We start from the raw sequence: 22,952 nt of genomic DNA on the forward strand, positions 1-22,952 counted from the left end.
TGAGCCTCCAGCGGCCCCGAACCGCTCCCGAAGGAGAGACCTTGTCGAGCACCTCAGCGCCATCGACACCCCGAAACGGGACTCTGAAGCGCACTCTCGGACTCTGGGCCATCGTCGGCCTCGGACTCGGCTATATGACGCCAACCGTGGTGTTCGACACCTTCGGCATGGTGTCGCGGGAAACGAACGATGTGGTTCCGTCCACGTATCTGATCGCCCTGACCGTGATGATGCTCACCGCTGTCAGCTACGGGAAGATGGCCGGCGCCCTCCCGAGCGTCGGCTCGGCCTACACCTATGTTCGCGAATCCGTCCACCCGAACGTCGGCTTCATGGTCGGCTGGACCTCGCTCATCGACTACATGCTCCTGCCGATGGTCAACTGCCTCATCATCCGCAGCTACCTGGAGGCCCTGTTCCCCGGTGTCCCCGGCTGGATCTGGGTGGTCGTCTACTGCGCCGTCGTCACCTCGATCATCTTCCTGACCATGCGTGGCACCTCGAATCTCAACATGCTCCTGCTCGTGTTCTCGATCGTCGTCATCGCAGTGTTCGTCGTCCTCGTCATCGCCCAGCTGGCGCAGGGCGAGGCAGCGGGAACCGTCGCCTCTCTGCACCCGTTCCTCCACGACAGCGTCACGATAGGCGCTGTCCTGACGGGCGCCACGATCGTGTGCTTCTCCTTCATCGGCTTCGACGCGGTGACCATGTACGCGGAAGAGGCGACGTCGCCGGCGATCATGCCGCGCGCGATCCTGTTCACGGTCGTCACCGGAGGAGCGATCTTCCTGGTCGCCGCCTACATCACCCAGCTGCGGTTCCCTTCCTCATCGGCGTTCCCCGTCGAGGCGATCGAGGACAGCACACTGCCGCAGATCGGCTTCCAGGTCGGCGGCCCTGTGCTCCAGGCCGCGCTGACCGCGGCCGGCTTCTGCGCAACGCTGGCCTCCGGACTCGCCTCGCACGCCTCCGTGTCCCGAATGCTCCTCGTGATGGGGCGCAACAACGTCCTCCCACGGCGTCTCTTCGGCCACATCGACCCGAAGACACACACCCCCACGTTCAACATCGTTCTGGTCGGCCTCATCAGCCTGCTCGCTGCCGCTTTCACACTGAAGCTGATTGCCGCGTTCATCAACTTCGGCGCGCTGATCGCGTTCACCTTCGTCAACGTTTCGGTCATCGCCTGGTTCGCGATCCAGAAGGGCCGCCGGCGCACGGCGAAGGATATCGTCACATTCATCGCGCTGCCCGGTGTCGGCATGGTGCTGACCGGCGTCCTGTGGGCGAACCTGCACGTGGACGCGCTTGTCGGTGGCCTGGTCTGGGCCGCGATCGGCTTCGTCTACCTGGTGGTGCTCACCCGCGGCTTCCGCCGCCCCGTCACCGCCTTCGACGAGAACCAGCCGGTGACCGGCTTCAACAAGGCCATCGCGAAGGACTGAACCGGGCTGGTCAGCGACGCCGCGGCTTGCGCGGCGGACGTTCCCCGCGTTCGTCCGGTTTGCGCCGCGCTCCCGCGCCGCGGTCCGGCCGCAGTTCGATCAGCTTGCCGCTGATGCGCGTTCCGGTCAGCCGCGCGAGGGTGTCACCGGGGAGATCCGCCGGCAACTCCACGATCGAGAAGTCGGGCATGATCCGGATGTGGCCGAAGTCGTCGCGGCTCAGCCCGCCCTCGTTCGCGAGCGCTCCGACGATCTGGCGCGGTTCCACCCGCTGCCGTTTGCCGACCTCGATGCGATAGGGTGCCATCGGCCTGTAGCCGCGATCGCGGCGCACCGGGCGCTCGCCCCGGCCACGGTCGTCACGACCGGCCCGGGCCAGCCGGTCGTCGCGTGCGTCCCGCTCGATGCGCTGGGTGAGCGCATCGTCGGCGGAGAGCAGCAGTGGCTCCTCGCCCTGGGCGACGACAGCGAGCGCAGCCGCCACATCCGCCTCGGGCACGTCATGATGGGCCACGTAGTGGGCGATGATGTCGCGGAACCGCGAGATGCGGTCCTGCTGGGCGAGGGCGGACGTGATCGCGTCGTCGAAGCGGGCGAGGCGGGTGACGTTGACGTCGTCGACGCTCGGGAGCGGCATCGGGGTCAACGGCTGACGGGTGGCTTTCTCGATGGCGGTGAGGAGCCGGCGCTCACGCGTGGTGACGAAGCTGATCGCCGCGCCGCTGCGCCCGGCGCGGCCGGTCCGTCCGATGCGATGCACATACGATTCGGTGTCCACGGGGATGTCGAAGTTGACGACATGGCTGATGCGGTCGACGTCGAGCCCGCGCGCCGCCACGTCCGTGGCCACCAGGATGTCGAGCTTGCCCGATTTCAGCTGGCCGACCGTGCGCTCCCGCTGGGCCTGCGCGACGTCGCCGCTGATCGCCGCCGCCGAGTAACCGCGGGCCCGGAGCCGCTCCGCGAGCGTCTCCGTCTCGTTCTTCGTCCGGACGAAGACGATCATCGCCTCGAAGTTCTCGACCTCGAGGATGCGGGTGAGCGCGTCAACCTTCTGCGAGTACGAAACGACGAGATAGCGCTGCGTTGTGTTGGCCGACGTCGTCGTCCTGGCCTTGACGGTGACCTCTTCGGGATCGTGCAGGTACTTCTTCGAAATGCGGCGGATCTGCGCCGGCATCGTGGCGGAGAACAGCGCGACCTGCTTGTCATCGGGCGTGTCGGCGAGAATCTTCTCCACGTCCTCGGCGAAACCCATCTTCAGCATCTCGTCCGCTTCGTCGAGCACGAGGTGCTTGAGCCCGGAGAGGTCGAGCGTCCCCTTGTCGAGGTGATCCATGATGCGGCCGGGCGTGCCCACCACGATATGCACGCCTCGGCGCAGCGCGGAGAGCTGCACTCCGTAACCCTGGCCGCCGTACACCGGCAGCAGATGAACGCCTTTCAGATGCGTCGCATAGCTCTCGAACGCCTCCGCCACCTGCAGCGCCAGCTCGCGGGTGGGGGCGAGCACGAGCGCCTGCGGGCTCTTCTGCGACAGGTCGAGGCGGGACAGGATGGGAAGGGCGAAGGCCGCCGTCTTCCCGGTCCCGGTCTGGGCGAGCCCGACCACGTCCCTCCCCTCGAGCAGCAGCGGGATCGTCGCCGCCTGGATGGCGGACGGCGTCTCGTAGCCGACATCCTTCAGGACGGCGAGCACAGCCCGGTCCAGACCGAGATCGGCGAAGGTCAGTGCGTCGGCGGCGGTCTCCGCCTCGCCGCTCCCGGTTGCAGGCATCATCATCCTTCAACGGTAGCCCCTGGAGGGGGATGGGGTGAGACGGGTGACGCTGGGCCGAGGACGCAGAAGCCCGGCGGAGGTTCCTGCGACAGCCTCGCTGGCTGAGGATGTCCTGGATACGAAAAGGGTTCCCGTTTCGGTGGCTAACTGGTGGCCTGATCCGGGAGGCTTGTCATCATGCCCCGTCCATATCCGCAGGAGTTCCGTGCTCGAGCGGTCGCGCTCGTTCGTGCTGGTAAGCAGGCCAAACAGACCGCTGTCGAACTTGGTATCCATCCCCTCACGTTGTCGAACTGGATCCGTCAAGACGATATCGGCAATGGGCGTCGGCCAGATGTCGCGTTCTCGGAGTCCGCGGAACTGCGCGCGGCGAAGCGCGCCGTACTGCGATGCGAACTTGTCCGGCAAGTGTCAGCGGCGGCGGAGTACCCACACCACAAGACCGATCACTGCTCCTAACACCACCCCAACTAGGTGTGATGTCCAGGGAGGTTGTTGTCGATTCTGCTAATGGGTGGGGCTCTGATGGCGGAGTGGTGCTGGTGATGATTGTAGAAGTGGGGCCAGCCGGGGAGTGCTTCTCGTCGTTCGGCCTCTGAACCATAGAACCGGGCGTAGGCCCAGCCGTCGGCGAGTGTGCGGTGGAAGCGTTCGATCTTCCCGTTGGTCTGTGGTCGGTATGGTCGGGTCTTCTTCGCCCTGATCCCGAGCTCTGTGCAGGCGTCTCGCCAGGCGTAGGACTTGTAGGCGGAGCCGTTGTCCGAGAGGACGAGTTCGACGCTGACATCCCGGTCGGCGAACCAGGCGACAGCACGCCGCAGGACACCGATCGCGGTGTCCGCCTTCTCGTCGGAGCAGATCTCGGCGTAGGCGACGCGGGAGTGGTCGTCGATGATCGTGTAGACGAACACGGTGCCCAACCGTGGCTCGTAGCGGTGGTTCCTGCTCTTCGTGCGGGTGGCGGTCGCTTCCCGGTTGCGTTCGCCCTGGACGCGGCCGACGAATCGTCAGCCGCCGCCGTCGGGGATGTTGCCGAACTTCGTCACGTCGACATGGATCAGCGATCCAGGGTGGTCGTGCTCGTAGCGACGGATCGGCTCGCCCGTGACCCGATCAATGGTGCAGAGCCGGTTGATGCGGCAGCACACCAGGACGGCGTGGACGGTCGAGGCGGGAAGGCCAAGCTCGCCGGCGATCTGCACCGGCCCCAGGCGTCGTCGCCACCTCGCCCGCACGATCCGCTTGAGCACGGGCAACGGCGTCCGCGTTGGCATCGATCGTGGGCGGCTAGACCGGTCGGTCATCCCTCCCGTGCCTTCGGCGCGGAACCTCGCCGCCCATTTCCGCGCGGTAACGGGCGAGACCATAAACATCTTCGCTGCGACGGAGACCAGCCAATGGTCCTCGACGATGAGCCTGGCAAGGCGCAGACGAGCGCGCGGTGTGAGAGCAGCGTTAACGTGGGACACGAAGGCCTCCTGGATCGTGAAGCGGTTGAACTGAACAGCTCCACTTCACAACCGGAGGCCCTCGCCCCTCAACTCCTCACGACCGTATCGCCGAAACAACCCCCCTGGACATCACACCTAGACCGAGTCGCCGCTAGCGCTGGAAGAATCAGACCAGCACCAGATTCCGCACGTATCGCGTCATCGACAACGTTGATGGTGATAAGAAATGGCACCTCTACAGAAGAGTGCTTATTCGCAGCCTCGAACAACCCACAGCGACCACAGTCGCGAGAACACCCAAAATCAGTCCAGAAACGAGACCGAATCGTCGTCGCGAGGATCGCCATACGTGCAGATGCCGGGCGCTTTGGCTCAGGTGACGTGGTTGTCATGCGCGGCAAAAAACCCCGGTCGAACGAGGTTTTTTCTCTCAACGCGCGACGACGGCCGATGGTGGAGATGGGGGGAATCGAACCCCCGTCCACTGCTGTGGTCATATGCCTTCTACGGGCGTAGCCAGTGTGTCGCTTTCTCGGCCCCGGAACGTGTCGCTGGCACCTGTTCCGGCGGGCCTAGTATCAGTTGAAGTCCCTCTGCGCCCTGATACTCAACGCAGAAGCGAGTTCTCTCACTGACGCCAGGCTCCGGGTAGAGAACAGTTCCCGGTCTGACGGCCTCTTCAGATGGCTGAGGTGAACTTACGCCGCGAGGGCGAAGTCGGCCTTGGCCGAGACAGTGCTCTTGGAATTGGCACTTATTTTTTGCATGGATCGTTAACGAGATAACCATGCGTCCTCGACCCGCTTCTCATACTCACGCAGACAATGTCGAAACCGATCATCCCCATGCTTCGGCCAGAAGGCCGGGTCGTCGTCGCGCTGTTGAGTTTTCGAGGTGCTTGCCACTGTCGTGGCGAGTACCTCATTCTACAACACCGCCAGATCCACTGCTCTATGAGCGATCGGTGGACAACGGAGACTATCAGCATCGCCGAGCGGGGGCCTTATCCGACATCTGCCGGTGGAGTGACTCAGCGCCGATCCGAGCGAGATCGCGCGGTCCAGATGCATTCCGCTTCGCCGCATCCTGACGGGTGGATCGAGAAGGGCTGCGGGATCAGCGGCTCGGCTCGATCGGCCTGGGCGTGGCCGACTGGTGCTGGGGCAAGAGGTCGACTTTCAGGATGCGGGTGGCCGCCACGACGCCGCCGCTGCGCTTGCCCACGACGATCACCTCATCGCCCTTCGCGAAACCAGATACGTCCGTGGGCTGTCCCGAGACACCGTACTTGGTGGACGACGTGGTCGTGACTGTCAGAGTCTCCCCGCTGAGCGTCTCGACCTTCCAGGTGTCGCCGGAGATGCTGCTCACCGTGGCCCACACAACGCCCCCGACGCGTGGAATCTGCTCTCCGTTGCCGTTGCCGTTGCCGTTGCCGTTGCCCTGCCAGCCGGGCAGGAGCGGACCGGCCAGCCGCCCGTCGTTCTCGTGGACGGCATGAGCATTGTGGAAGATCATGGTGCCGACGGCGAACGCCCCAGCCCCGGCCAGCCCGAAAACCACCACGGCGCCCAGAGCAAACGTCGAAATCGCAAAAGCGAGTCCGTGCCGTTTGTAGAAAGGCTCCGCGAGGGTGGCACTGGACGAAGCGGCGTTCGATGGCACAGCGCCGGGCGGAACCGGACCCTCGGCCGGCGGAGCGGACTGCTGTCCAGGCAACGGTCCGGTGGGCTGGGCGTCATCCATATCCACAAGGTCACCTCATTTAGCCGCAACCGGGCTGAAAGCCTGTTATGACTTCGATGTGAGAATCAGGTCGGCTCTACCAAAACGGAACGCAACACCGCCAGCTCGATCTCGTCCAGCCCCGCGTGCAGCAGGTAGGCGCGGACGCTGCCGTAGCGCTGCTCGATCAGATCGAGTGCGCCCTCGAGGGCCTCCGGCGGACTCCCGGCCATGATGACGCGCAGTTCGGGTGTGACCTCGACGCCGTAGCTGCTGGCGAGAGCCAGCATCCCCTCGAGCCAGGGTCCGTCGAGGTTCGCCTCCGTTCGTGCGTAGTCGGCGACGACCGTCGCGCGGTCCACACCGACGGACAGCAGGGCGAGAGCGACGACGATGCCGGTCCTGTCCTTGCCCGCAGTGCAGTGGACGACGATGGCCCCGTCGCCGGCACCGGCGATCTCGCGCAGCGCGGTGGCGAGGACGTCCCCGTGGTCCAGCAGGATCTTCTCGTAGAGGTCGGCCAGCGTCGCGCCGAGGGCCGACTGCGACGCACCCGAGCCCTCGAACACCGGAAGGCGGAGGACCTCGACAGCGAGCCCGTCCAGGTCGTCGGGCATCAGAGAGACCTCGAAATCGTCGCGCAGGTCGATCACGACCCGGACACCGAACTCGCGCAGCGATGCCTTACCCGCCTCGCCGAGGCGGGCGAGGCCATCGGAGCGGAAGAGTCTGCCGCTGCGCACAACGCCGCCCTCGCTGGGGTAGCCGCCCACGTCGCGGAAGTTGTGAGTGCCGTTGACCGGAATGCGCTCCGCCGCCGTGCTCATGCTCTACTCCCCCAGGTGCTTCCTGCTGGCCATCGCCCGCTGCGCTTCCCTGTTGTCCTGCCGCTCGCGCAGGGCCTGCCGTTTGTCATACTCGCGCTTGCCTTTCGCGACACCGATCTCGACCTTCGCCCGGCCATCGTTGAAATAGATCTGGAGCGGGACGATCGTGTACCCGCCTTGCTTCACCTTGCTCTCGATCTTGAGGATCTGCGCCTTGTGGAGGAGCAGTTTCCGCTTGCGGCGCGGCGCGTGGTTGTTCCAGGTTCCGTCGGCGTACTCCGGGATGTGGACCGCGTCGAGCCACGCCTCGCCGCCGTCGACGAACGCATAGCCGTCGACCAGCGACGCCCTCCCGAGTCTCAGCGACTTCACCTCGGTTCCGGTCAGCACGAGCCCAGCCTCATAGGTGTCTTCGATGGTGTAGTCGTGACGCGCCCGGCGATTGGTGGCCACGACTTTCTGACCACGTTCCTTGGCCACGGCTGCTCCTGACGTTTCGAGGGCGGAGATGCGCCCGCGTAGAGCGCACGGGCAGCGGACCAGTCTATCCGCCTCAGACGCGCAGGTAGCGCTTGATGGCGAAATTCGCGGAAGCGGCGGCCAGCGCCACTCCGATGAGGACGATGAGCGGGACGACCGGCCAGGCCTGCGCCATCGAAACGAAGTTGATCGACGGGATCTGGGACTGCAGCGGTCCCCGCACGAAAACCTGCACGATGAGGACCAGAACGCCGGCGGCCAGCAGCGCCCCGATGAGCGCCGCCGCGACACCCTCGATGATGAACGGCGTCTGGATGAAACGATTCGACGCGCCAACGAGCCGCATGATCCCGATCTCCCGCCGACGCGAGAACGCGGACAGCCGGATCGTGGTCGCGATGAGCAGCACAGCAGCCACGAGCATGAGGGCGGCAATCACCAGCGCTGTCGTGCTCGCCGCGCCCAGGATGTTGAAGATCTGGTCGAGGTAGCTGCGCTGGTCGACGACGCTCTGCACGCCCGCCGCCCCGGAGAGGGTCTCGGTGAGCACGTCCGACTGGTTCGGGTTCTTGAGGTTCACCCAGAACGTCTGCGGGATCATCTCCGGCGTGACGTAGTCGGCGATCTGGTTCCCCTTGAACTGCTCTTTGAACTGCTCGTAGCCCTGTCTCTGATCCTGGTAGTAGAACTTCTGGATGTACGGGGCGAGCTCCGGGGACTCCAGCTGCTTCTTGACGGCGGCGATGGTCTGGTCTGTCGCCGCACCAGCCTGGCAGTTGTCCGTCCCCGTACACATGTAGACGGCGACCTGGGCGCGGTCGTACCAGTACGTCTTCATCTGGCCGATCTGCAGTTGCAGAAGCGCGCCGGTGCCGACGAAAGTCAGCGAGATGAAGGTGACCAGGATGACGGAGAACACCATGGAGAGATTCCGCCGGAGGCCATTGCCGACCTCCGACCAGATGAGCCCGAATCTCATTTCGTGGGTCCCACCTTCTGCGCGCTGTCGCCGTCCGGATTCTCGCGCAGACCCCGGAGGTCGAGGTTGGCGGTGAAGTTGAGGTGCTCGGGCAGGTCCTCAGACGCTGCGGACGTCGGAGCCGTCGCGAGCGGGGCTGGTGGAGCCGGCTGACGTTCCCCGGCAGCAGCCCGCGGCGCGGCGAGCGGTGACGCTGGTGGCGCCGGCTGAGGTCTGGTCTGCGAAACGGTGACCGGCGCCTGCGGGTTCGAGAGCGGGGTGTGCGGCCGTGTCATCGGCGGGGACAGGGAGGGGACCGCAGCCGCCACCGGGGCATCCTGCTGGACCGCGTGCCGTCCGGGCGCCTCGTCCATCCGGGGCAGCGGGATGCTCGCGGTCACGCCGTAGCCGCCGTGACGCTCGTCGCGGACGATCTGACCGCCGACGAGCTCAATCACACGCCGCTTCATCTGGTCGACGATGGCGGCCTCGTGGGTGGCCATCAGCACGGTCGTCCCGCCGGCGTTGATGCGTTCGAGAACGGCCATGATCCCGGCGCTGGTCGCCGGATCGAGATTCCCCGTCGGCTCGTCCGCGAGGAGGATCTGCGGTTTGTTGACGACGGCCCGCGCGATCGCCACACGCTGCTGCTCGCCGCCGGAGAGCTCGTGCGGCAGACGCTGGGCTTTGCTCTCAAGGCCCACCATCGTGAGCACGTCAGGCACCGCCTCCTGAATGAAGCCCCGGGATTTTCCGATCACCTGGAGTGTGAAGGCGACGTTCTGGAAGACCGTCTTGTTCGGCAGCAGCCGGAAGTCCTGGAAGACCACGCCGATGTTGCGGCGGAAGTACGGCACCTTGTGCGAAGAGATCGCCCCGAGGTCCTGCCCCAGCACATGAATGCGGCCCTTGGTGGGGCGTTCCTCTTTGAGGATCAGGCGGAGGCAGCTCGACTTGCCCGACCCGGAGGCTCCGACGAGGAAGACGAAATCGCCGCGCAACACCTCGAGAGTGATGCCACCCAGCGCCGGGCGCGAGGTGCCCGGATACTGCTTGGATAAGTGTTCGAAGCGGATCATGACTTTTAGAGACTAGACATCCAGCGCCGAATCCAACAGTGCGACATGCCCACAGACCGGAAGCCTGACAGTGCGCTGCGCGCCAGCGTCGCTACCCCTGAGCCTCCGCTTTGCTCCCCGCGCGCCAGCGGATGCCCGCGGCTATGAAGCCGTCGAGGTCGCCGTCGAAAACGGTCGCCGGGTTGCCCGACTCATACCCGGTGCGGAGATCCTTGACCAGCTGCTGACCGTACAGAAAGTAGGAGCGCATCTGGTCGCCCCAGCTCGCGGTGATGTTCCCGGCGAGCTCTTTCTTCTTGGCCGCTTCCTCCTCCTTCTGAAGCAGGAGCAGACGGGTCTGGAGCACGCGCATCGCCGCGGCCCGGTTCTGGATCTGCGACTTCTCGTTCTGCATCGACACCACGATGCCGGTCGGGAGGTGGGTGAGGCGCACGGCCGAATCGGTCGTGTTGACCGATTGACCGCCCGGACCGGAAGACCGGAAGACATCAACACGGATGTCGCCCTCGGGGACGTCCACCTGATTGGCCTCTTCCATCAGCGGGATGACCTCAACCGCCGCGAACGACGTCTGACGCTTGTCGGCCGACCCGAACGGGCTGATGCGAGCCAGGCGATGGGTGCCCGCTTCGACCGAGAGCGTGCCGAAAGCGTAGGGCATATCGACCTCGAAGGTCGCGGACTTGATGCCCGCGCCCTCCGCGTAAGACGTGTCCATGACCGTGACCGGGTACTTGTGCTGCTCGGCCCAGCGCAGGTACATCCGCAGCAGCATCTCGGCGAAATCGGTGGCGTCGTCGCCTCCGGCGCCAGAGCGGATGGTGACGATGGCGGCGCGCTCGTCATACTCGCCACTCAGCAGCGTCTGCACTTCGAGATCGCCGAGCGCCTTCTGCAGGGCTTCGAGTTCGGCGCGGGCCTCAGCGGCGGATTCCTCATCGTCGCCCTCGTTGGCAAGCTCGACGAGCACTTCCAGGTCGTCGAGGCGCTGCTGGATCGCCGTGATGCGGGCGAGCTCGGACTGGCGATGGCTGAGCGCGCTGGTGACCTTCTGCGCGTTCACGGGGTCGTCCCAGAGGTCCGGCGCTCCCGCCCGCTCACTGAGGTCGGCGATGGCAGCGCGGAGCTTGTCGACGTCCACAACAGCGGTGATGTCGGCGAGGGTGGAGCGCAGCTCGGCGATCTGCGCGGTGAGGTCGAGTTCAATCATGGCGTACACAGCCTACCCGGGGGGCCGGAACCCGGTGGCGAACCCGGTCCGGGGCGGCCACGGGGTGGATGCACTAGTGTCGTAGCCGCGCCCAGCGCGCGCCGCGGGAGTGGTGAAACTGGCAGACACGCAGGATTTAGGTTCCTGTGCTTCGGCGTGAGGGTTCGAGTCCCTTCTCCCGCACGTAACGATGGCTGTTGTCACCCGGGACCGAAGAAACAGCTCTCGGGTTACAACATCGCTTCCTGTACTCGGGGTGGTCTTCGCGTGTGCCCAGGCGACGGCTTCGTCTCGATGTACTGCCCAGAGACTGGTTGAGTCGGTGTGACGATTCGCTGTAGTCGTTGAGGGGTGGTGAAGACCTCGTGCGTTGGAGTGGAGCTGCTTAGGTTCGGTTCCGACGAGGAGGTCCTCTTTGGTGGGTTGAAACTGCCCCTGTCATTGAGCGGCAATCAGGCGGCATTGATTTGCTTCTGGCCGATCCGCATCTCGACCGAATGGTCGATGTGCCCCATCGATCGCTTCACTACATTCGTCAGTGCGACGGCAGAACCACTGCCGCCGCGCCCTGGTCCTGAATCAGGAACTTTCATTAGGAGGATCATGTCGAACACACGTCGCAGACTGCTGGCTAGCACACTCTTTCTCGCTCTCACCGGAGGCAGCCTCAGCTTGGCGTTGCCCGCTCAAGCCGCGTCATCGCCACAAGTAAAGACAGGCTCGGCGTCATCGGCCCAGGGCTCACAAGTGGCCTTCACCGTAACCAGCCCGACAAACGGCGCAACGATCACCAGGCCTCAGCTCACGATCACCGGCACGGCGAAGCCGGGCACAGAAGTGGCGATCGGAAAGGGTTCGTCGCCATGGGCAGGAGGAATCTACTACGGGTCTGAAATCGCCGACGATCGCGGCAACTGGTCCTTGACAACCCCCGCGGAACTCCCGTTCACCACCGGCCAGCACCAGCTGTGGGCCCTGGGAATGACCTGGACCCCGAACGGACTGGACTCGATGACGGAACCAGTCACCTTCAGCGTGACGGTGCCAGACAAATCCAAGCCCCCGGTCGCGAAGCCGGGCCAGACCCTCGTCGTGACCAACCTGGTCGATGGCGCAACGGTCGTCGGACCGGAAATCACCATCAGCGGCACGGCTCGCCCCGGCTCCGTGGTGATCATCACCTTGAAGAACTCGCCGCAGATGTTCGGGGACGCGTGGGCGGATGCGCAGGGCAACTGGTCGGTGACCAATCCGATTGCCCTGGGGGCGCACGAACTGGTACTGAAGGGTCAGGGCGAGGAAACCTCGCTCAGCCTGACTGTCGTCTCAGAATAAGGACCGACGACCGGTAGGAGGGTCGCTCAGCGGGGCGATGTCACTCATGCTGTGCGACCCGCTTACCGTGACCGAGAAAAGATGCCGACGAACATCCTCCTCGACAAGATACGCACCCGGCGCGGACTCAAGTGGGCAGTTCCCGCGATGCTCCTCGGCGGTATCCACATCTTCGCGGCAGCCATGTGTGCCACGCTCATCGAACACGGATGGAGCAAAGCGCTCTACTTGCTCTTCCTGCTGCTGATCTGGAACGGACTGAAGTTCTTGATCATGGGACCCATCCGCACACATCGGGAAGCCCACTCCGTCGGCCCCTCGCCCGAAGCTCGACATCTTCACGCTTGAGCGCCCGCCACACGACCGAGTGGCCGAACCCAAGATCCGCAGCGATCTTACGCAAGCCCCTCCGGTTCGACAGGGGTTGCAACCGTCGCAATCGGCGTCACCACGGGACCACGAACATCGGTTCGAGACACAACTCGACTAGATTCGACCACACCCTGATCGACCATACTTCCGCGAAAAATCATCGATTTCACAGCAACGACCGAGGATACAGTTTCCCCCGGTTGGGGCGCCCCCGGCCGGCCGCCGTCAGACTGCAGGACGATCTTTCCCCACGGGGCGGCATTCGCACGCTTCGCGCAGCTTCGGCCCACTAAACTCGGGCACAGCCACCCGAATCCCACCCTGGAGAGTTTTGATCCATCACGCTGATCTCATCCCCTGGCTCAAACCCGAGACGATCATCTCCGCCGCGGGGCCGTGGGCTCTCCTGGTCGTCTGCGGGATCGTGTTCTCCGAGACCGGGCTCCTGATCGGCTTCCTGCTCCCGGGCGACACGCTGCTGGTGATCTCGGGGCTGCTCACCAACACCTCGCAGGTCTTCGGCGTCGATATCTGGTGGGTTTTCCTCTTCATCGCCATGTCGGCCTTCCTCGGCGGCGAGGTCGGCTATCTGATCGGCCACAAGGCTGGACCACGCGTGTTCGAGCGCAAGGAGAGCGGCCTGTTCAGCATGGAGAACGTGCGCCGCACGAACCTCTTCTTCGACCGCTTCGGCGCCCTGGCCATCATCGTCGCCCGGTTCGTCCCGATCGTGCGCACCTTCGCGCCGGTCGCCGCCGGCGTCGGCCACATGAGCTACAAGAAGTACTCGCTCTACAACGCGATCGGAGCGCTGATCTGGGGCGCGGGTCTCACACTGTTCGGGTACCTCATCGGATACATCCCGCCCGTCGCCACGTTCGTCTCGAAGTACATCGACATCATCCTGATCGGCGCGGTCGTCATCACGCTCATCCCCACGCTCTTCCACTACGTCCAGACGATACGCAAAGCCAAGAAGAAGCGCCTGGCCGAGGAGGAACAGGCCAAAACGGCGGCGTCCACACAGCCGACGCCGGACGCCTGAACGGTCAGTTCCCGGGCCGGCTCAGCGCTCGCAGCACCGGCACGATCGCCGCGAACGCGCGGGCCCGATGGCTCTCCGCGTTCTTCGCCTCCGGCCCCAGCTCCGCCGCGGTCACGTCGTGGCCGTCGGGGAGGAAGATCGGGTCGTAGCCGTGACCGTGGCCACCGCGGGCCTCGCGGGCGATCCGGCCGGGCCAGACACCCTCCACGACGGTCGTTTCGCCCTCCGGTGTGACCAGTGCGAGCGTGGCGGTGAAGTGCGCGGCACGGGAGGAGTCCGGCAGATCGGCGAGCTGATCGAGGAGGAGCCGCAGATTGGCCTGTGCGTCACCGTGGCGCCCCGCCCAGCGCGCGGAGAAGATGCCCGGAGCGCCGCCCATCGCGTCGACGCAGATGCCGGAATCATCGGCGAGCGCGATCATCCCGGTGCGCTCGGCGGCGGCGCGCGCCTTGATGAGCGCGTTCTGCTCGAAGGTGATGCCGTCCTCGACCGGCTCGGGACCGTCATAGCCGACGATCTGGAGGCCGGGGACGGCATCCCCCAAAATCTGCTGGAACTCGAGCGCCTTGTTCCGGTTGTGGGTGGCGAGGACGACGCGGACCATCAGCCCTCGCACCCCGGCGCCGGGGCGGCGAGAGCGGCGGACTGGACAGCGACCAGCGCCGTCGTGCCGGCGAGCGCCAGATCGAGAAGGCCGTTCAGCTCGCTGCGGTCGAACGGTGCGCCCTCGGCGGTGCCCTGCACCTCCACGAACAGGCCACGGCCAGTGACGACGACATTCATGTCGGTCTCGGCGCGGACATCCTCGGTGTAGGCGAGGTCGAGCATCGGGGAGCCGTCGACGATGCCGACGGAGACCGCCGAGACCGAGTCGAGGAGAGGGGCTGCCTTCTGCCCGATGAAACGGTGCTCGCGGCCCCACTCGAGCGCGTCGGCGAGCGCGACATAAGCGCCGGTGATCGCGGCGGTGCGCGTGCCGCCGTCGGCCTGGAGGACATCGCAGTCGAGCACGATCGTGTTCTCGCCGAGCGCCTTCATGTCCACCACCGCGCGGAGGCTGCGTCCGATCAGCCGGCTGATCTCGTGCGTGCGCCCACCGATGCGGCCCTTAACCGACTCCCGATCCATGCGATCGTTGGTCGAACGCGGGAGCATAGCGTACTCGGCAGTGACCCAACCGCGGCCTTTGCCCGACATCCAGCGCGGGACGCCGTTGGTGAACGAGGCCGTACACAGCACGCGCGTGCCACCGAAGGAGACGAGGGCGGAGCCCTCCGCCTTCCGATTCCAGGCGCGCTCGATGGTGACCGGTCGCAGCTGGTCGGCGGTGCGCCCGTCGGCGCGGATGGTGTCGGTCACGGTGACTCTCCTTGGGTGTGGGCGGACGGCGCGGAAGCGCGCTCAGAGCGACAGGTCGATCACGCCCGTCTGCACCAGGTCGACCTGGGAGACCTCCGGGCCGATGAACCGGTGAGCGAGGCGCAGGAAGTGTTCGGCATCGAGGCCGGTCGCCTCATAGCGGACCGTGGGCGGCGCGGAATCGTGACGCTCGAACCCCCCGCTGACGAGGATGCGGTACACATCCTTCGCGGTCTCGATGTCGCTGGAGACGAGCGAGACGCCCTCCCCCATAACGTAGGAGATGGCGCCTTCGAGGAACGGATAGTGAGTGCAGCCGAGGACGAGGGTGTCCACATCGGCGTCTCGGAGCGGCTGAAGGTACTCGGCGGCGACGCGCAGGACCTCATCGCCGCTCGTGACGCCGGTCTCCACGAACTCCACGAACCGCGGGCACGCCCGCGGGAAGAGACGCAGGTCGGGCGCGGCTGCGAAGGCATCCTCGTAGGCACGGGAAGCAATGGTTCCCACGGTCCCGATCACGCCGACACGTCCGGTGCGGGTCGCAGCCACAGCGCGCCGCACGGCCGGCTGGATGACCTCCACCACCGGGACCGCGTAGCGCTCGCGTGCGTCCCTCAGCACGGCGGAGGAGGCAGTGTTGCAGGCGATGACGAGCAGCTTGACGCCCTGCTCTACGAGGAGGTCGAGCACCTCAAGCGAATATCGGCGCACATCGGCGATCGGCTTGGGCCCATAGGGCGAGTGAGTGGTGTCGCCCACATAGAGGATCGACTCATTCGGCAGCTGGTCGCGGATCGCCCGGGCGACGGTCAGGCCGCCGACACCCGAGTCGAAGATCCCAATCGGCGCATCCGTCACAGCAGTCCAGCCTACCCGTCGCTAGGGTTGAGCAGTGACCGAGTCCTCCGCGCTCCTGACCGACCGCTACGAACTCACCATGGTGGATGCCGCGCTGCTGGCGGGCACCCACGACCGCGAGTGCGTCTTCGAGGCGTTCACACGGCGTCTGCCGCCGGGACGGCGCTATGGCGTCCTCGCCGGGACGGGACGCCTCCTTGGACTGCTGCGGGAGTTCCGCTTCCACGACGAGGAGCTCGACTATCTGCGCGAGAACGCGATCGTGCGCCCGGAGACGGTCGATTGGCTCGCCGGGTACCGCTTCTCTGGCACAATCCGGGGATACCGCGAGGGCGAGGTGTTCTTTCCCGGGTCACCGTTCCTGATCGTAGAGGCGCCGTTCGCCGAAGGGGTCATCCTCGAAACCCTGATCCTCAGCATCGTCAACTACGACTCGGCTGTGGCTTCCGCGGCCTCTCGCATGGTCACGGCGGCCGGTGGCCGCCCGGTCGCCGAGATGGGATCGCGCCGCACCGGCGAGCGCAGCGCCGTCGCCGCCGCCCGGGCCGCCTACATCGCCGGTTTCGGAGCGACCTCGAACCTGGAGGCCGGCCGATCGTGGGGCGTGCCGACGATGGGGACGGCCGCACACGCCTTCACCCTCCTGCACGACAGCGAAGAGGACGCTTTCCGCGCCCAGATCGCCGCGCTCGGCTCCGGGACGACACTGCTGGTCGACACCTTCGACGTCGAGCGGGGGATCGAAACGGCCGTGCGCGTGGCGGGCACCCGGCTCGGGGCCGTGCGGCTCGACTCGGGCGATCTGCCGGCCCTCGTCCGCCAGGTGCGGGAACAGCTGGATTCGCTCGGTGCGACGAGCACACGCATCACGGTCACCAACGACCTCGACGAGTTCACGATCGCGGCGCTCTCAGCGTCCCCGGTCGACTCGTACGGTGTCGGGACCTCGGTCGTCACCGGCTCCGGCTCCCCCGCGTCCGGGATGGTCTACAAGCTCGTCGCCCACCGCAGCCAGAACGGCGACGGCGAGTGGACCCCGGTGGCCAAGAAGTCGGACAGCAAGGCGAGCGTCGGCGGGAGGAAGCACCCGGTGCGGCGGGTGGACGCGTCCGGGCGGGCCCTCGCCGAGGCGATCCACCTCGTGAAGGAGGGGGACGTCCCGGACGGCAGCGGGCGGGCTCTACTGGTGCCGCTGGTCACCAACGGGGAGGTGCATCGCGAGCATCTGGGCGCAGAGGGTGTGCGCCGCGCCCGGAGCCACCGGGCGATGGCAGTGCGGGAACTTCCGGATCACGCTTTCCGCCTGAGCCGTGGCGACCCGGCGCTGCCGACGATCTTCGAGTGAGAGCCCGTCACTCGTCTCGCAGCTTCTCGTAGATCTCCCTGCAGGACGGGCAGACCGGGAATTTCTCTGGGTCGCGGCCCGGTGTCCACATTTTGCCGCACAGCGCTTTGACCGGCTTCCCGGTCATCGCCGACTCGAGGATCTGCTCTTTCTTCACGTAGTGCGAGAAGCGCTCATGGTCGCCGGGCTCGATGCTCTGGGTGAGTTCCTCCAGCTCGCGATCGAGGGTCGTGGCGCCGCCGCCAGACGGCATGCCGCCGGGTTCGGAGATGCTGGCGTGGTCCATCCCCCCAGTGTAGGCCGGTCGCGAGCGGGCTCAGTCACTGCGCTGAGCGAACGCCATGAGCTCCGGGCCACGCCGGTCGAACGCGCGCCCACCCAGCCACACGCCGCCGAACAGAGTCACGAAGCCGATGAGCGCGGCCGCCACCGGCGCGACCCCGAACCAGAACGGGCCGATGAGGATGCCGAGCACCAGGAACACGAGCACCGGCGAGGAGAGCACGAGCACCGCGCACAGGCTGAGCGCTTGGATGAGCGCGTCCGACGCACCGGAGTGCTGCGGCTGCGTGAACGCACTGTCTCCCGGCCGGGTGGCCGGGTAGGGGAACAGAACCGAAGTGACGCTCGAGAGCCCCAGCCCAACGACGAGGAGGGCGCCGCTCAGGGCCGCGACGGCGGGGAGGATAGCCCCGTCTCCGTAGGCGGCCGCGGTGATGAGCGAGCCGATGGCGACGACCGGGACACCGACTGCGGCCACAGGGAGCGTCCGGCCGAGCCGGTCGGCGAAGCCCCGGGTGCCGGAGGCGATGTGCAGCCAGACCGCCGTGCTGTCGAAAGCGACATCGTTGTGGCCGGTCCAGCCGAGGAACAGGCAGAGCAGCGGCAGCGGCACAAGCGAGACGTAGTGCGGTGGCAGACCGGCAAGGAGGAGGGCGACGGCGGCGATCGCAGGGAACACGGGGACGATGAGCAGTGCGACCCAATAGCGCGCATCCCGGCCCCAGTAGGTCATCGAGCGGGCAGCGATGGCAGCGGTGGCGCCGCCGGGGATGCGCGCGAACCAGCCGAGACCCCCCTCGTCGCGGGCCTCCGGCTGCCGCGCCGGCGCGGTCAGGGCACGGCCCACCAGCGCCAGCCAGCCGAACCAGAGCGCGACCAGCGTGGCGAGCGCAATGAGCAGCTGGAACAGCGCCGCGCCGATGTCTCCGGAGGCCGCTGAACCGGGAGCGCTCCACACCGCTCCCAGCGGCGTCCACTGCAGCCAGCCGCTGAGGCCGTTCACAGCGCCGAGGAGGTCGCGCCCCCCGGCGACGACCAGCAGCAGGGCGGCCGGCGGGAGCAGGGCGAGCAGCAGAACCCCGATCGCCTTCACCCCGCGCGGGCGGAGGGCGGACGGAAACGCCGCCGCCGCGACGCGGGACGCCAGCACGCAGGTCAGCACGATGACGGCGGCGCACACCAGCACGAGGCTCGTCGAACCGGCGTCGCGCGACCAGGTCACGACGGTCGCCAACCCGCACACGATGAGCACGAACCCCGGCACACCGATGAGCCCGGAGAGCAGCAGACCGAGAGCCACCGTCCGGGCCGGGAGGCCGAACAGAGCGAACTTCTGCGGAACGAGAGCGTCGTCCAGACCGAAAAGCAGGGGCAGGAGCACGAACCCGAGCACGACAATCGACCCGGCGACGACGAGGAGACCGTGGACACCGGCCGCATCCGGAAGCGTCCGGGCGCCGACCAGAGCCGCCACGACGGCGACCGCGAAGACAAGACCGTACAGAAGACCGAGGACGAGGCCAGACACCTGCCAGGGGCTACGCCGGAAGGCATTCCCCATCAGGGCGAGCTTCACTCGGAGAAACTGTGCAACCACTCCATGCCCTCCGCCGCCTTGCGCCCGCCCGCGAGTTCCACGAAGCGCTCTTCGAGCGTCTGCTCCCCGCGCACCTCGTCGATCGTGCCCGCGGCGAGCACCCGTCCGCCCACGATGATCGCGACGCTGTCGCAGACGCGCTGAATCATATCCATCCCGTGGCTGGAGAGCACCACCGCGCCGCCCGCGTCCGTGTAGCGCTGCAGAATGTCGATGACGTTCGCGGCCGAGACCGGGTCGACGGACTCGAACGGCTCGTCCAGGACGAGCAGGAGCGGTGAGTGGATCATCGCAGCCGCCAGGGCGATCTTCTTCGTCATCCCGGCGGAGTAGTCGGCCACAAGGCGGCCGAGGGCGTCCTCGATGCCGAAAGCGGCGGCGAGGTCGGCGGTGCGGGAGCGGACGGTCTTCGCGTTCAGCCCGCGCAGGGTGCCGGCGTAGTGCAGGAACTGGGCCCCTGTCAGCCGGTCGAAGAGCCGGAGCTTGTCGGGCAGGACGCCGATGACGTGTTTGGCGCGCACCTGCTCGGCCCAGACATCCACTCCGCGTACCACGACACTCCCGGCATCGGGACGGAGCAGACCGGTGATCATGGAGAGCGTCGTCGTCTTACCCGCGCCGTTCGGTCCGACGATGCCGAAGAAGGAGCCCTCGCGCACCTCGAGGCTGACATCGTCCACGGCGACAGTCGAACCGTAGCGTTTCCGGAGCCCGTTGAGGGTGAGCACCGTCAGGAGCCGGTCCGGCGCCGCAGGAGCGACAGCATCGGTATTCTTTTTGGTGCGGGGCGCGGCCGGGCTCTTCGGAGCGCTCCGTTTCCGCGAGGCCGTTGTCCGGGCGCTCGCACCGGCGACGGCAGCCGCCGTCTTGGAGGCAGTTCTCTTCTGCGGTGCATGGCCGGCGCTCGCACCGGCAGACTTCGTATCCAGCGGCTCGGCCGCGGGCTGTTCGGTCCTGGCCTCGGCCATGCGCTCCCCCCTCGTGTCGCTCACGCGCTCGAAACTCACCTCGCAACCGTACCAACTCAGCACACGGCGCATGTCCTCGCACGCAGCCTGGAACCGCGAATACCTGCCTAGGAAAATCCTGTGAGGAACATAACGACCCCACAACGACCTGGCGTAACCTCTGCCACCGCTTGATGGGCCACCGGTACCATAACGGAGGCGTAACGGAATTGTCGACATGTACACAGCGCGCGAACTCCGGGTGAACTCCCCGGATCGACGCGAATGCCAGCCACCAGCCGCGCCGGTTCATCGCGCGGATTCAAGGAGATGATTGTGACGACCCAGGTAGTGATCCTCGCGGCCGGTATGGGCAGCCGCCTCGGCCGGAGCCTTCCGAAGCCTCTGACCGAGCTGAGCGACGGCCGCACGATCATGCAGCAGCAGTTCGACAACATCCACGCCGCCTTCGGCAGGGACGTCACGGTCACGATCGTCGTCGGCTACAAGCTCGAGCACATCATCGAAGCCTTCCCGGACGCGCAGTTCGTCTACAACGAACAGTACGACCAGACCAACACCTCCAAGAGCCTCATGCGCGCCCTGCAGGCGTCGGGCCCCGGCGGCGTTCTCTGGATGAACGGCGACGTCGTGTTCGACCCGGCCGTCCTCGTCCGCGGCGCGGCTATGGTGAGCCGCGCCCAGACCTTCGTGACGGTCAACACCTCGTCCGTCGCCGACGAGGAGGTCAAATACACCACCGGCCCGGAGGGCTACATCCACGAGCTGTCCAAGACCGTCAAGGGCGGCCTCGGCGAGGCGGTTGGCATCAACTACATCTCCGCCAAGGACAAGGCCGGCCTGCTGCGCCAGTTGCAGCGCGTCGGAGACCAGGACTACTTCGAGCGCGGCATCGAGTTGTCCATCGAGCAAGACCGCCTGCTGGTCGAACCGGTGGACATCTCCGACCTGTACGCGGTCGAGGTCGACTTCCAGGAGGACCTGGAGCGCGCGAATCTTTTCGTATAGTCGAAGCCGCCGTGTGATCTCGCGCACGGCCTCGATCAAGACGATGGGTTTTCGTGACCAGAACAACCGCTGACATGCGCCCCGTGCGGCGTTCCCGCTTCACGCGGTACCGGCACTCGCTGTGGCTACTGACCAAGCGCGATCTGAGAGTCCGCTACTCCACCAGCGCGCTCGGCTATGTGTGGTCGATCCTGGACCCGCTCGTGATGAGCGCAATCTATTGGTTCGTCTTCACGGTGATCTTTCACCGCGGCGTCGGCGAGGACCCGTACATCGTCTTCCTGCTGGCGGCGCTGCTTCCGTGGATGTGGTTCAACGGGGCCGTCTCCGACAGCACACGGGCCTTTCTGCGCGAAGCCAAGCTCATCCGCTCGACGATGATCCCGCGAACGATCTGGGTCAACCGGATCGTCGCTTCCAAAGGGATCGAATTCCTGCTCTCCCTCCCGGTGCTCGGGATCTTCGCGATCGCGACGGGCGCGAGAGCGAACATCGACGCCCTGCTTTTTCCGCTCGCCGTCGTCATCCAGTCGGTGCTCACCATCGGCGTCGGTCTGCTGGTCGCCCCACTGGTCGTGCTCTTCCGCGATCTGGAGCGCGTCGTGAAGCTCGGGCTGCGGTTCCTCTTCTATGCCTCGCCGATCATCTACAGCGCGCGCGATCTGCCGGGCGGATGCGGAACCGGCATAGCCGCCAGGAAGTGCGCCTCGTACCTCGCCGAGCACCCGGACGCAGGGAGCGACACCGTCTTCTCGCTGCACTTCTGGTCAGGGTTCAACCCCCTCACCGGCATCTTCAGCCTCTACCGGGCCACCTTCTTCGCCGGCGAACTCGATTGGTATCTGGTGGGCATGAGCGCCGGGATGTCGGTGGTGTTCCTCATCGTGGGCTGGCTGGTGTTCAAACGCTACGAGCGCGATGTGCTGAAGGAGATCTGATGGGCAGTGTCATCGACGTCACCGGGCTCGGGGTCCGATTCCGCCGCAACCGCGGTGGACGCCGGTCGTTCAAGGACTTGTTCGGCTCGCACCAACGTCGTGTGCGGCCGGACGACTTCTGGGCGCTGCGCGGCGTCGCTTTCCGGGTCGACGCCGGCGAGTCGATCGGCGTGGTCGGCCGCAACAGCCAGGGGAAGTCGACGCTTCTGAAGCTCGTGGCGGGCGTCCTGCTCCCCGATGAGGGGCGGGTGACGGTCGGCGAGGGGGTCGCCCCGCTCATCGAGATCACCGGCGGGTTCGTCGACGACCTCACCGTGCGCGACAACGTCTACCTGACCGCGGGCCTGCACGGGATGTCGCGCGCCGAGATCGACGCGCGCTTCGATGAGATCATCGGCTTCGCCGAGATCGGCAACTTCGTAGACACGCCATACAAGCATCTGTCGAGCGGGATGAAAGTGCGCATCGCGTTCTCGGTCATCTCGCAGCTCGAGGAGCCGGTCTTGCTCGTGGACGAGGTGCTGGCCGTCGGCGACCGCGGCTTCCGCGAGAAGTGCTATCGCCGGATCGAAGAGCTCCTCGCCGGCGGACGGACCCTGTTCTTCGTCTCGCACAATGAGAAAGACCTGCGGCGCTTCTGCACACGCGGACTGTATCTGGACAAAGGAAAGCTGATTCTGGACGGACCGATCGACGAGGTTCTGGAGCTGTACAACCGGGACTACGAAGTCTAGAGAATCCCTGATCAAACCGCTTTTATGGCGACAAGGAAAGTCCTCCACAGAAAAGAAATCTGGCGAGTTGTCCACAGTTCGGGCTTATATGCCCGAAAACGGGGCGGGGGTGTCGGAGTGGGCTCTTAGTTTGCTCGGTATGAGACACCTTCG

General features: G+C 66.2%; 21 protein-coding genes, 1 tRNA gene, 1 other RNA gene and 2 pseudogenes. 10 read left to right on the top strand and 15 right to left on the bottom strand.

Features of this window, described 5'->3' with window-relative positions; genetic code table 11:
- Positions 1-41 precede the first annotated feature (41 nt).
- Positions 42-1,445: an APC family permease gene (locus LXX_RS06660; RefSeq protein ID WP_223227606.1), complete on the top strand. Its 1,404-nt coding sequence runs from the start codon at positions 42-44 to the stop codon at positions 1,443-1,445.
- 10 nt (positions 1,446-1,455) lie between these two features.
- On the opposite strand, the gene LXX_RS06665 is transcribed toward LXX_RS06660, so the two are convergent.
- Positions 1,456-3,225 carry a DEAD/DEAH box helicase gene (locus LXX_RS06665; protein WP_011186169.1) on the bottom strand — a complete coding sequence of 590 codons (1,770 nt, stop codon included), beginning with the start codon at positions 3,223-3,225 and terminating at the stop codon, positions 1,456-1,458.
- A gap of 177 nt (positions 3,226-3,402) precedes the next feature.
- On the opposite strand from LXX_RS06665, the pseudogene LXX_RS13560 reads away from it, so the two are divergent.
- A pseudogene (locus LXX_RS13560) lies at positions 3,403-3,621 on the top strand (transposase); the annotation flags it as partial.
- A 74-nt stretch (positions 3,622-3,695) separates the two neighbouring features.
- Here LXX_RS13560 and LXX_RS06670 read toward each other — a convergent pair.
- The 8 genes and pseudogenes from LXX_RS06670 to prfB all read right to left on the bottom strand — a co-directional run bounded on the left by LXX_RS06670 (position 3,696) and on the right by prfB (position 10,955).
- Positions 3,696-4,694, bottom strand: a pseudogene (locus LXX_RS06670) (IS481-like element ISLxx4 family transposase).
- A gap of 433 nt (positions 4,695-5,127) precedes the next feature.
- Positions 5,128-5,521: a transfer-messenger RNA gene (gene ssrA / locus LXX_RS13565) on the bottom strand.
- 271 nt (positions 5,522-5,792) lie between these two features.
- Positions 5,793-6,422, bottom strand: a complete 630-nt coding sequence (locus tag LXX_RS06675; RefSeq protein WP_011186171.1) for a DUF5666 domain-containing protein — start codon at positions 6,420-6,422, stop codon at positions 5,793-5,795.
- A 65-nt stretch (positions 6,423-6,487) separates the two neighbouring features.
- On the bottom strand, positions 6,488-7,228 hold the full coding sequence (locus tag LXX_RS06680) for a tyrosine-protein phosphatase (protein WP_041767543.1): 741 nt from the start codon (positions 7,226-7,228) through the stop codon (positions 6,488-6,490).
- A 3-nt stretch (positions 7,229-7,231) separates the two neighbouring features.
- Positions 7,232-7,708: an SsrA-binding protein SmpB gene (smpB, locus tag LXX_RS06685; protein ID WP_011186173.1), complete on the bottom strand. Its 477-nt coding sequence runs from the start codon at positions 7,706-7,708 to the stop codon at positions 7,232-7,234.
- 73 nt (positions 7,709-7,781) lie between these two features.
- Positions 7,782-8,687 (bottom strand): permease-like cell division protein FtsX, encoded by a 906-nt coding sequence (gene ftsX, locus LXX_RS06690; RefSeq protein WP_011186174.1) that lies wholly within the window; start codon positions 8,685-8,687, stop codon positions 7,782-7,784.
- Positions 8,684-9,745: a cell division ATP-binding protein FtsE gene (gene ftsE, locus LXX_RS06695; protein WP_011186175.1), complete on the bottom strand. Its 1,062-nt coding sequence runs from the start codon at positions 9,743-9,745 to the stop codon at positions 8,684-8,686. Before ftsE ends, ftsX begins: the two co-directional genes overlap by 4 nt.
- Before the next feature lie 91 nt (positions 9,746-9,836).
- Positions 9,837-10,955 (bottom strand): peptide chain release factor 2, encoded by a 1,119-nt coding sequence (prfB, locus tag LXX_RS06700; RefSeq protein WP_011186176.1) that lies wholly within the window; start codon positions 10,953-10,955, stop codon positions 9,837-9,839.
- A gap of 103 nt (positions 10,956-11,058) precedes the next feature.
- On the opposite strand from prfB, the gene LXX_RS06705 reads away from it, so the two are divergent.
- The 4 genes from LXX_RS06705 to LXX_RS06720 all read left to right on the top strand — a co-directional run bounded on the left by LXX_RS06705 (position 11,059) and on the right by LXX_RS06720 (position 13,707).
- Positions 11,059-11,138, top strand: a tRNA-Leu gene (locus LXX_RS06705).
- A gap of 168 nt (positions 11,139-11,306) precedes the next feature.
- Positions 11,307-12,290 carry a hypothetical protein gene (locus tag LXX_RS15555; protein WP_176714753.1) on the top strand — a complete coding sequence of 328 codons (984 nt, stop codon included), beginning with the start codon at positions 11,307-11,309 and terminating at the stop codon, positions 12,288-12,290.
- Positions 12,291-12,371: 81 nt separating this feature from the next.
- The gene (locus tag LXX_RS06715; RefSeq protein ID WP_050737874.1) at positions 12,372-12,638 is read left to right on the top strand and encodes a hypothetical protein; all 267 of its coding nucleotides are present in this window, start codon (positions 12,372-12,374) and stop codon (positions 12,636-12,638) included.
- Positions 12,639-12,993: 355 nt separating this feature from the next.
- Positions 12,994-13,707, top strand: coding sequence for a DedA family protein (locus LXX_RS06720; protein WP_050737875.1), 714 nt, complete (start codon positions 12,994-12,996; stop codon positions 13,705-13,707).
- A 4-nt stretch (positions 13,708-13,711) separates the two neighbouring features.
- Here LXX_RS06720 and rdgB read toward each other — a convergent pair whose 3' ends face one another.
- The 3 genes from rdgB to murI are packed head-to-tail and all read right to left on the bottom strand — an operon-like array spanning position 13,712 to position 15,927.
- Positions 13,712-14,311, bottom strand: a complete 600-nt coding sequence (rdgB, locus tag LXX_RS06725) for an RdgB/HAM1 family non-canonical purine NTP pyrophosphatase (RefSeq protein WP_011186180.1) — start codon at positions 14,309-14,311, stop codon at positions 13,712-13,714.
- Positions 14,311-15,066: a ribonuclease PH gene (gene rph, locus LXX_RS06730; protein WP_011186181.1), complete on the bottom strand. Its 756-nt coding sequence runs from the start codon at positions 15,064-15,066 to the stop codon at positions 14,311-14,313. Before rph ends, rdgB begins: the two co-directional genes overlap by 1 nt.
- 42 nt (positions 15,067-15,108) lie before the next feature.
- On the bottom strand, positions 15,109-15,927 hold the full coding sequence (gene murI, locus LXX_RS06735) for a glutamate racemase (RefSeq protein WP_011186182.1): 819 nt from the start codon (positions 15,925-15,927) through the stop codon (positions 15,109-15,111).
- Between the two features lie 34 nt (positions 15,928-15,961).
- On the opposite strand from murI, the gene LXX_RS06740 reads away from it, so the two are divergent.
- Positions 15,962-17,272 carry a nicotinate phosphoribosyltransferase gene (locus tag LXX_RS06740; protein WP_011186183.1) on the top strand — a complete coding sequence of 437 codons (1,311 nt, stop codon included), beginning with the start codon at positions 15,962-15,964 and terminating at the stop codon, positions 17,270-17,272.
- A gap of 7 nt (positions 17,273-17,279) precedes the next feature.
- On the opposite strand, the gene LXX_RS06745 is transcribed toward LXX_RS06740, so the two are convergent.
- The 3 genes from LXX_RS06745 to LXX_RS06755 are packed head-to-tail and all read right to left on the bottom strand — an operon-like array spanning position 17,280 to position 20,119.
- Positions 17,280-17,558 carry a DUF3039 domain-containing protein gene (locus LXX_RS06745; protein ID WP_041767545.1) on the bottom strand — a complete coding sequence of 93 codons (279 nt, stop codon included), beginning with the start codon at positions 17,556-17,558 and terminating at the stop codon, positions 17,280-17,282.
- A gap of 30 nt (positions 17,559-17,588) precedes the next feature.
- A complete protein-coding gene (locus LXX_RS06750) occupies positions 17,589-19,115 on the bottom strand; it encodes a hypothetical protein (protein WP_011186185.1) in 1,527 nt (508 codons plus the stop codon).
- Between the two features lie 11 nt (positions 19,116-19,126).
- Positions 19,127-20,119 (bottom strand): ABC transporter ATP-binding protein, encoded by a 993-nt coding sequence (locus tag LXX_RS06755; RefSeq protein WP_041767546.1) that lies wholly within the window; start codon positions 20,117-20,119, stop codon positions 19,127-19,129.
- Between the two features lie 315 nt (positions 20,120-20,434).
- On the opposite strand from LXX_RS06755, the gene LXX_RS06760 reads away from it, so the two are divergent.
- The 3 genes from LXX_RS06760 (at position 20,435) to LXX_RS06770 (ending at position 22,799) form a co-directional block, all read left to right on the top strand.
- Positions 20,435-21,127, top strand: coding sequence for an NTP transferase domain-containing protein (locus LXX_RS06760; RefSeq protein ID WP_041768316.1), 693 nt, complete (start codon positions 20,435-20,437; stop codon positions 21,125-21,127).
- Positions 21,128-21,201: 74 nt separating this feature from the next.
- The gene (locus LXX_RS06765; RefSeq protein WP_041767547.1) at positions 21,202-22,065 is read left to right on the top strand and encodes an ABC transporter permease; all 864 of its coding nucleotides are present in this window, start codon (positions 21,202-21,204) and stop codon (positions 22,063-22,065) included.
- Positions 22,065-22,799, top strand: coding sequence for an ABC transporter ATP-binding protein (locus LXX_RS06770; RefSeq protein ID WP_011186188.1), 735 nt, complete (start codon positions 22,065-22,067; stop codon positions 22,797-22,799). Before LXX_RS06765 ends, LXX_RS06770 begins: the two co-directional genes overlap by 1 nt.
- Positions 22,800-22,952 lie beyond the last annotated feature (153 nt).

It is taken from the genome of Leifsonia xyli subsp. xyli str. CTCB07, assembly GCF_000007665.1.
Classification (GTDB): domain Bacteria; phylum Actinomycetota; class Actinomycetes; order Actinomycetales; family Microbacteriaceae; genus Leifsonia; species Leifsonia xyli_C.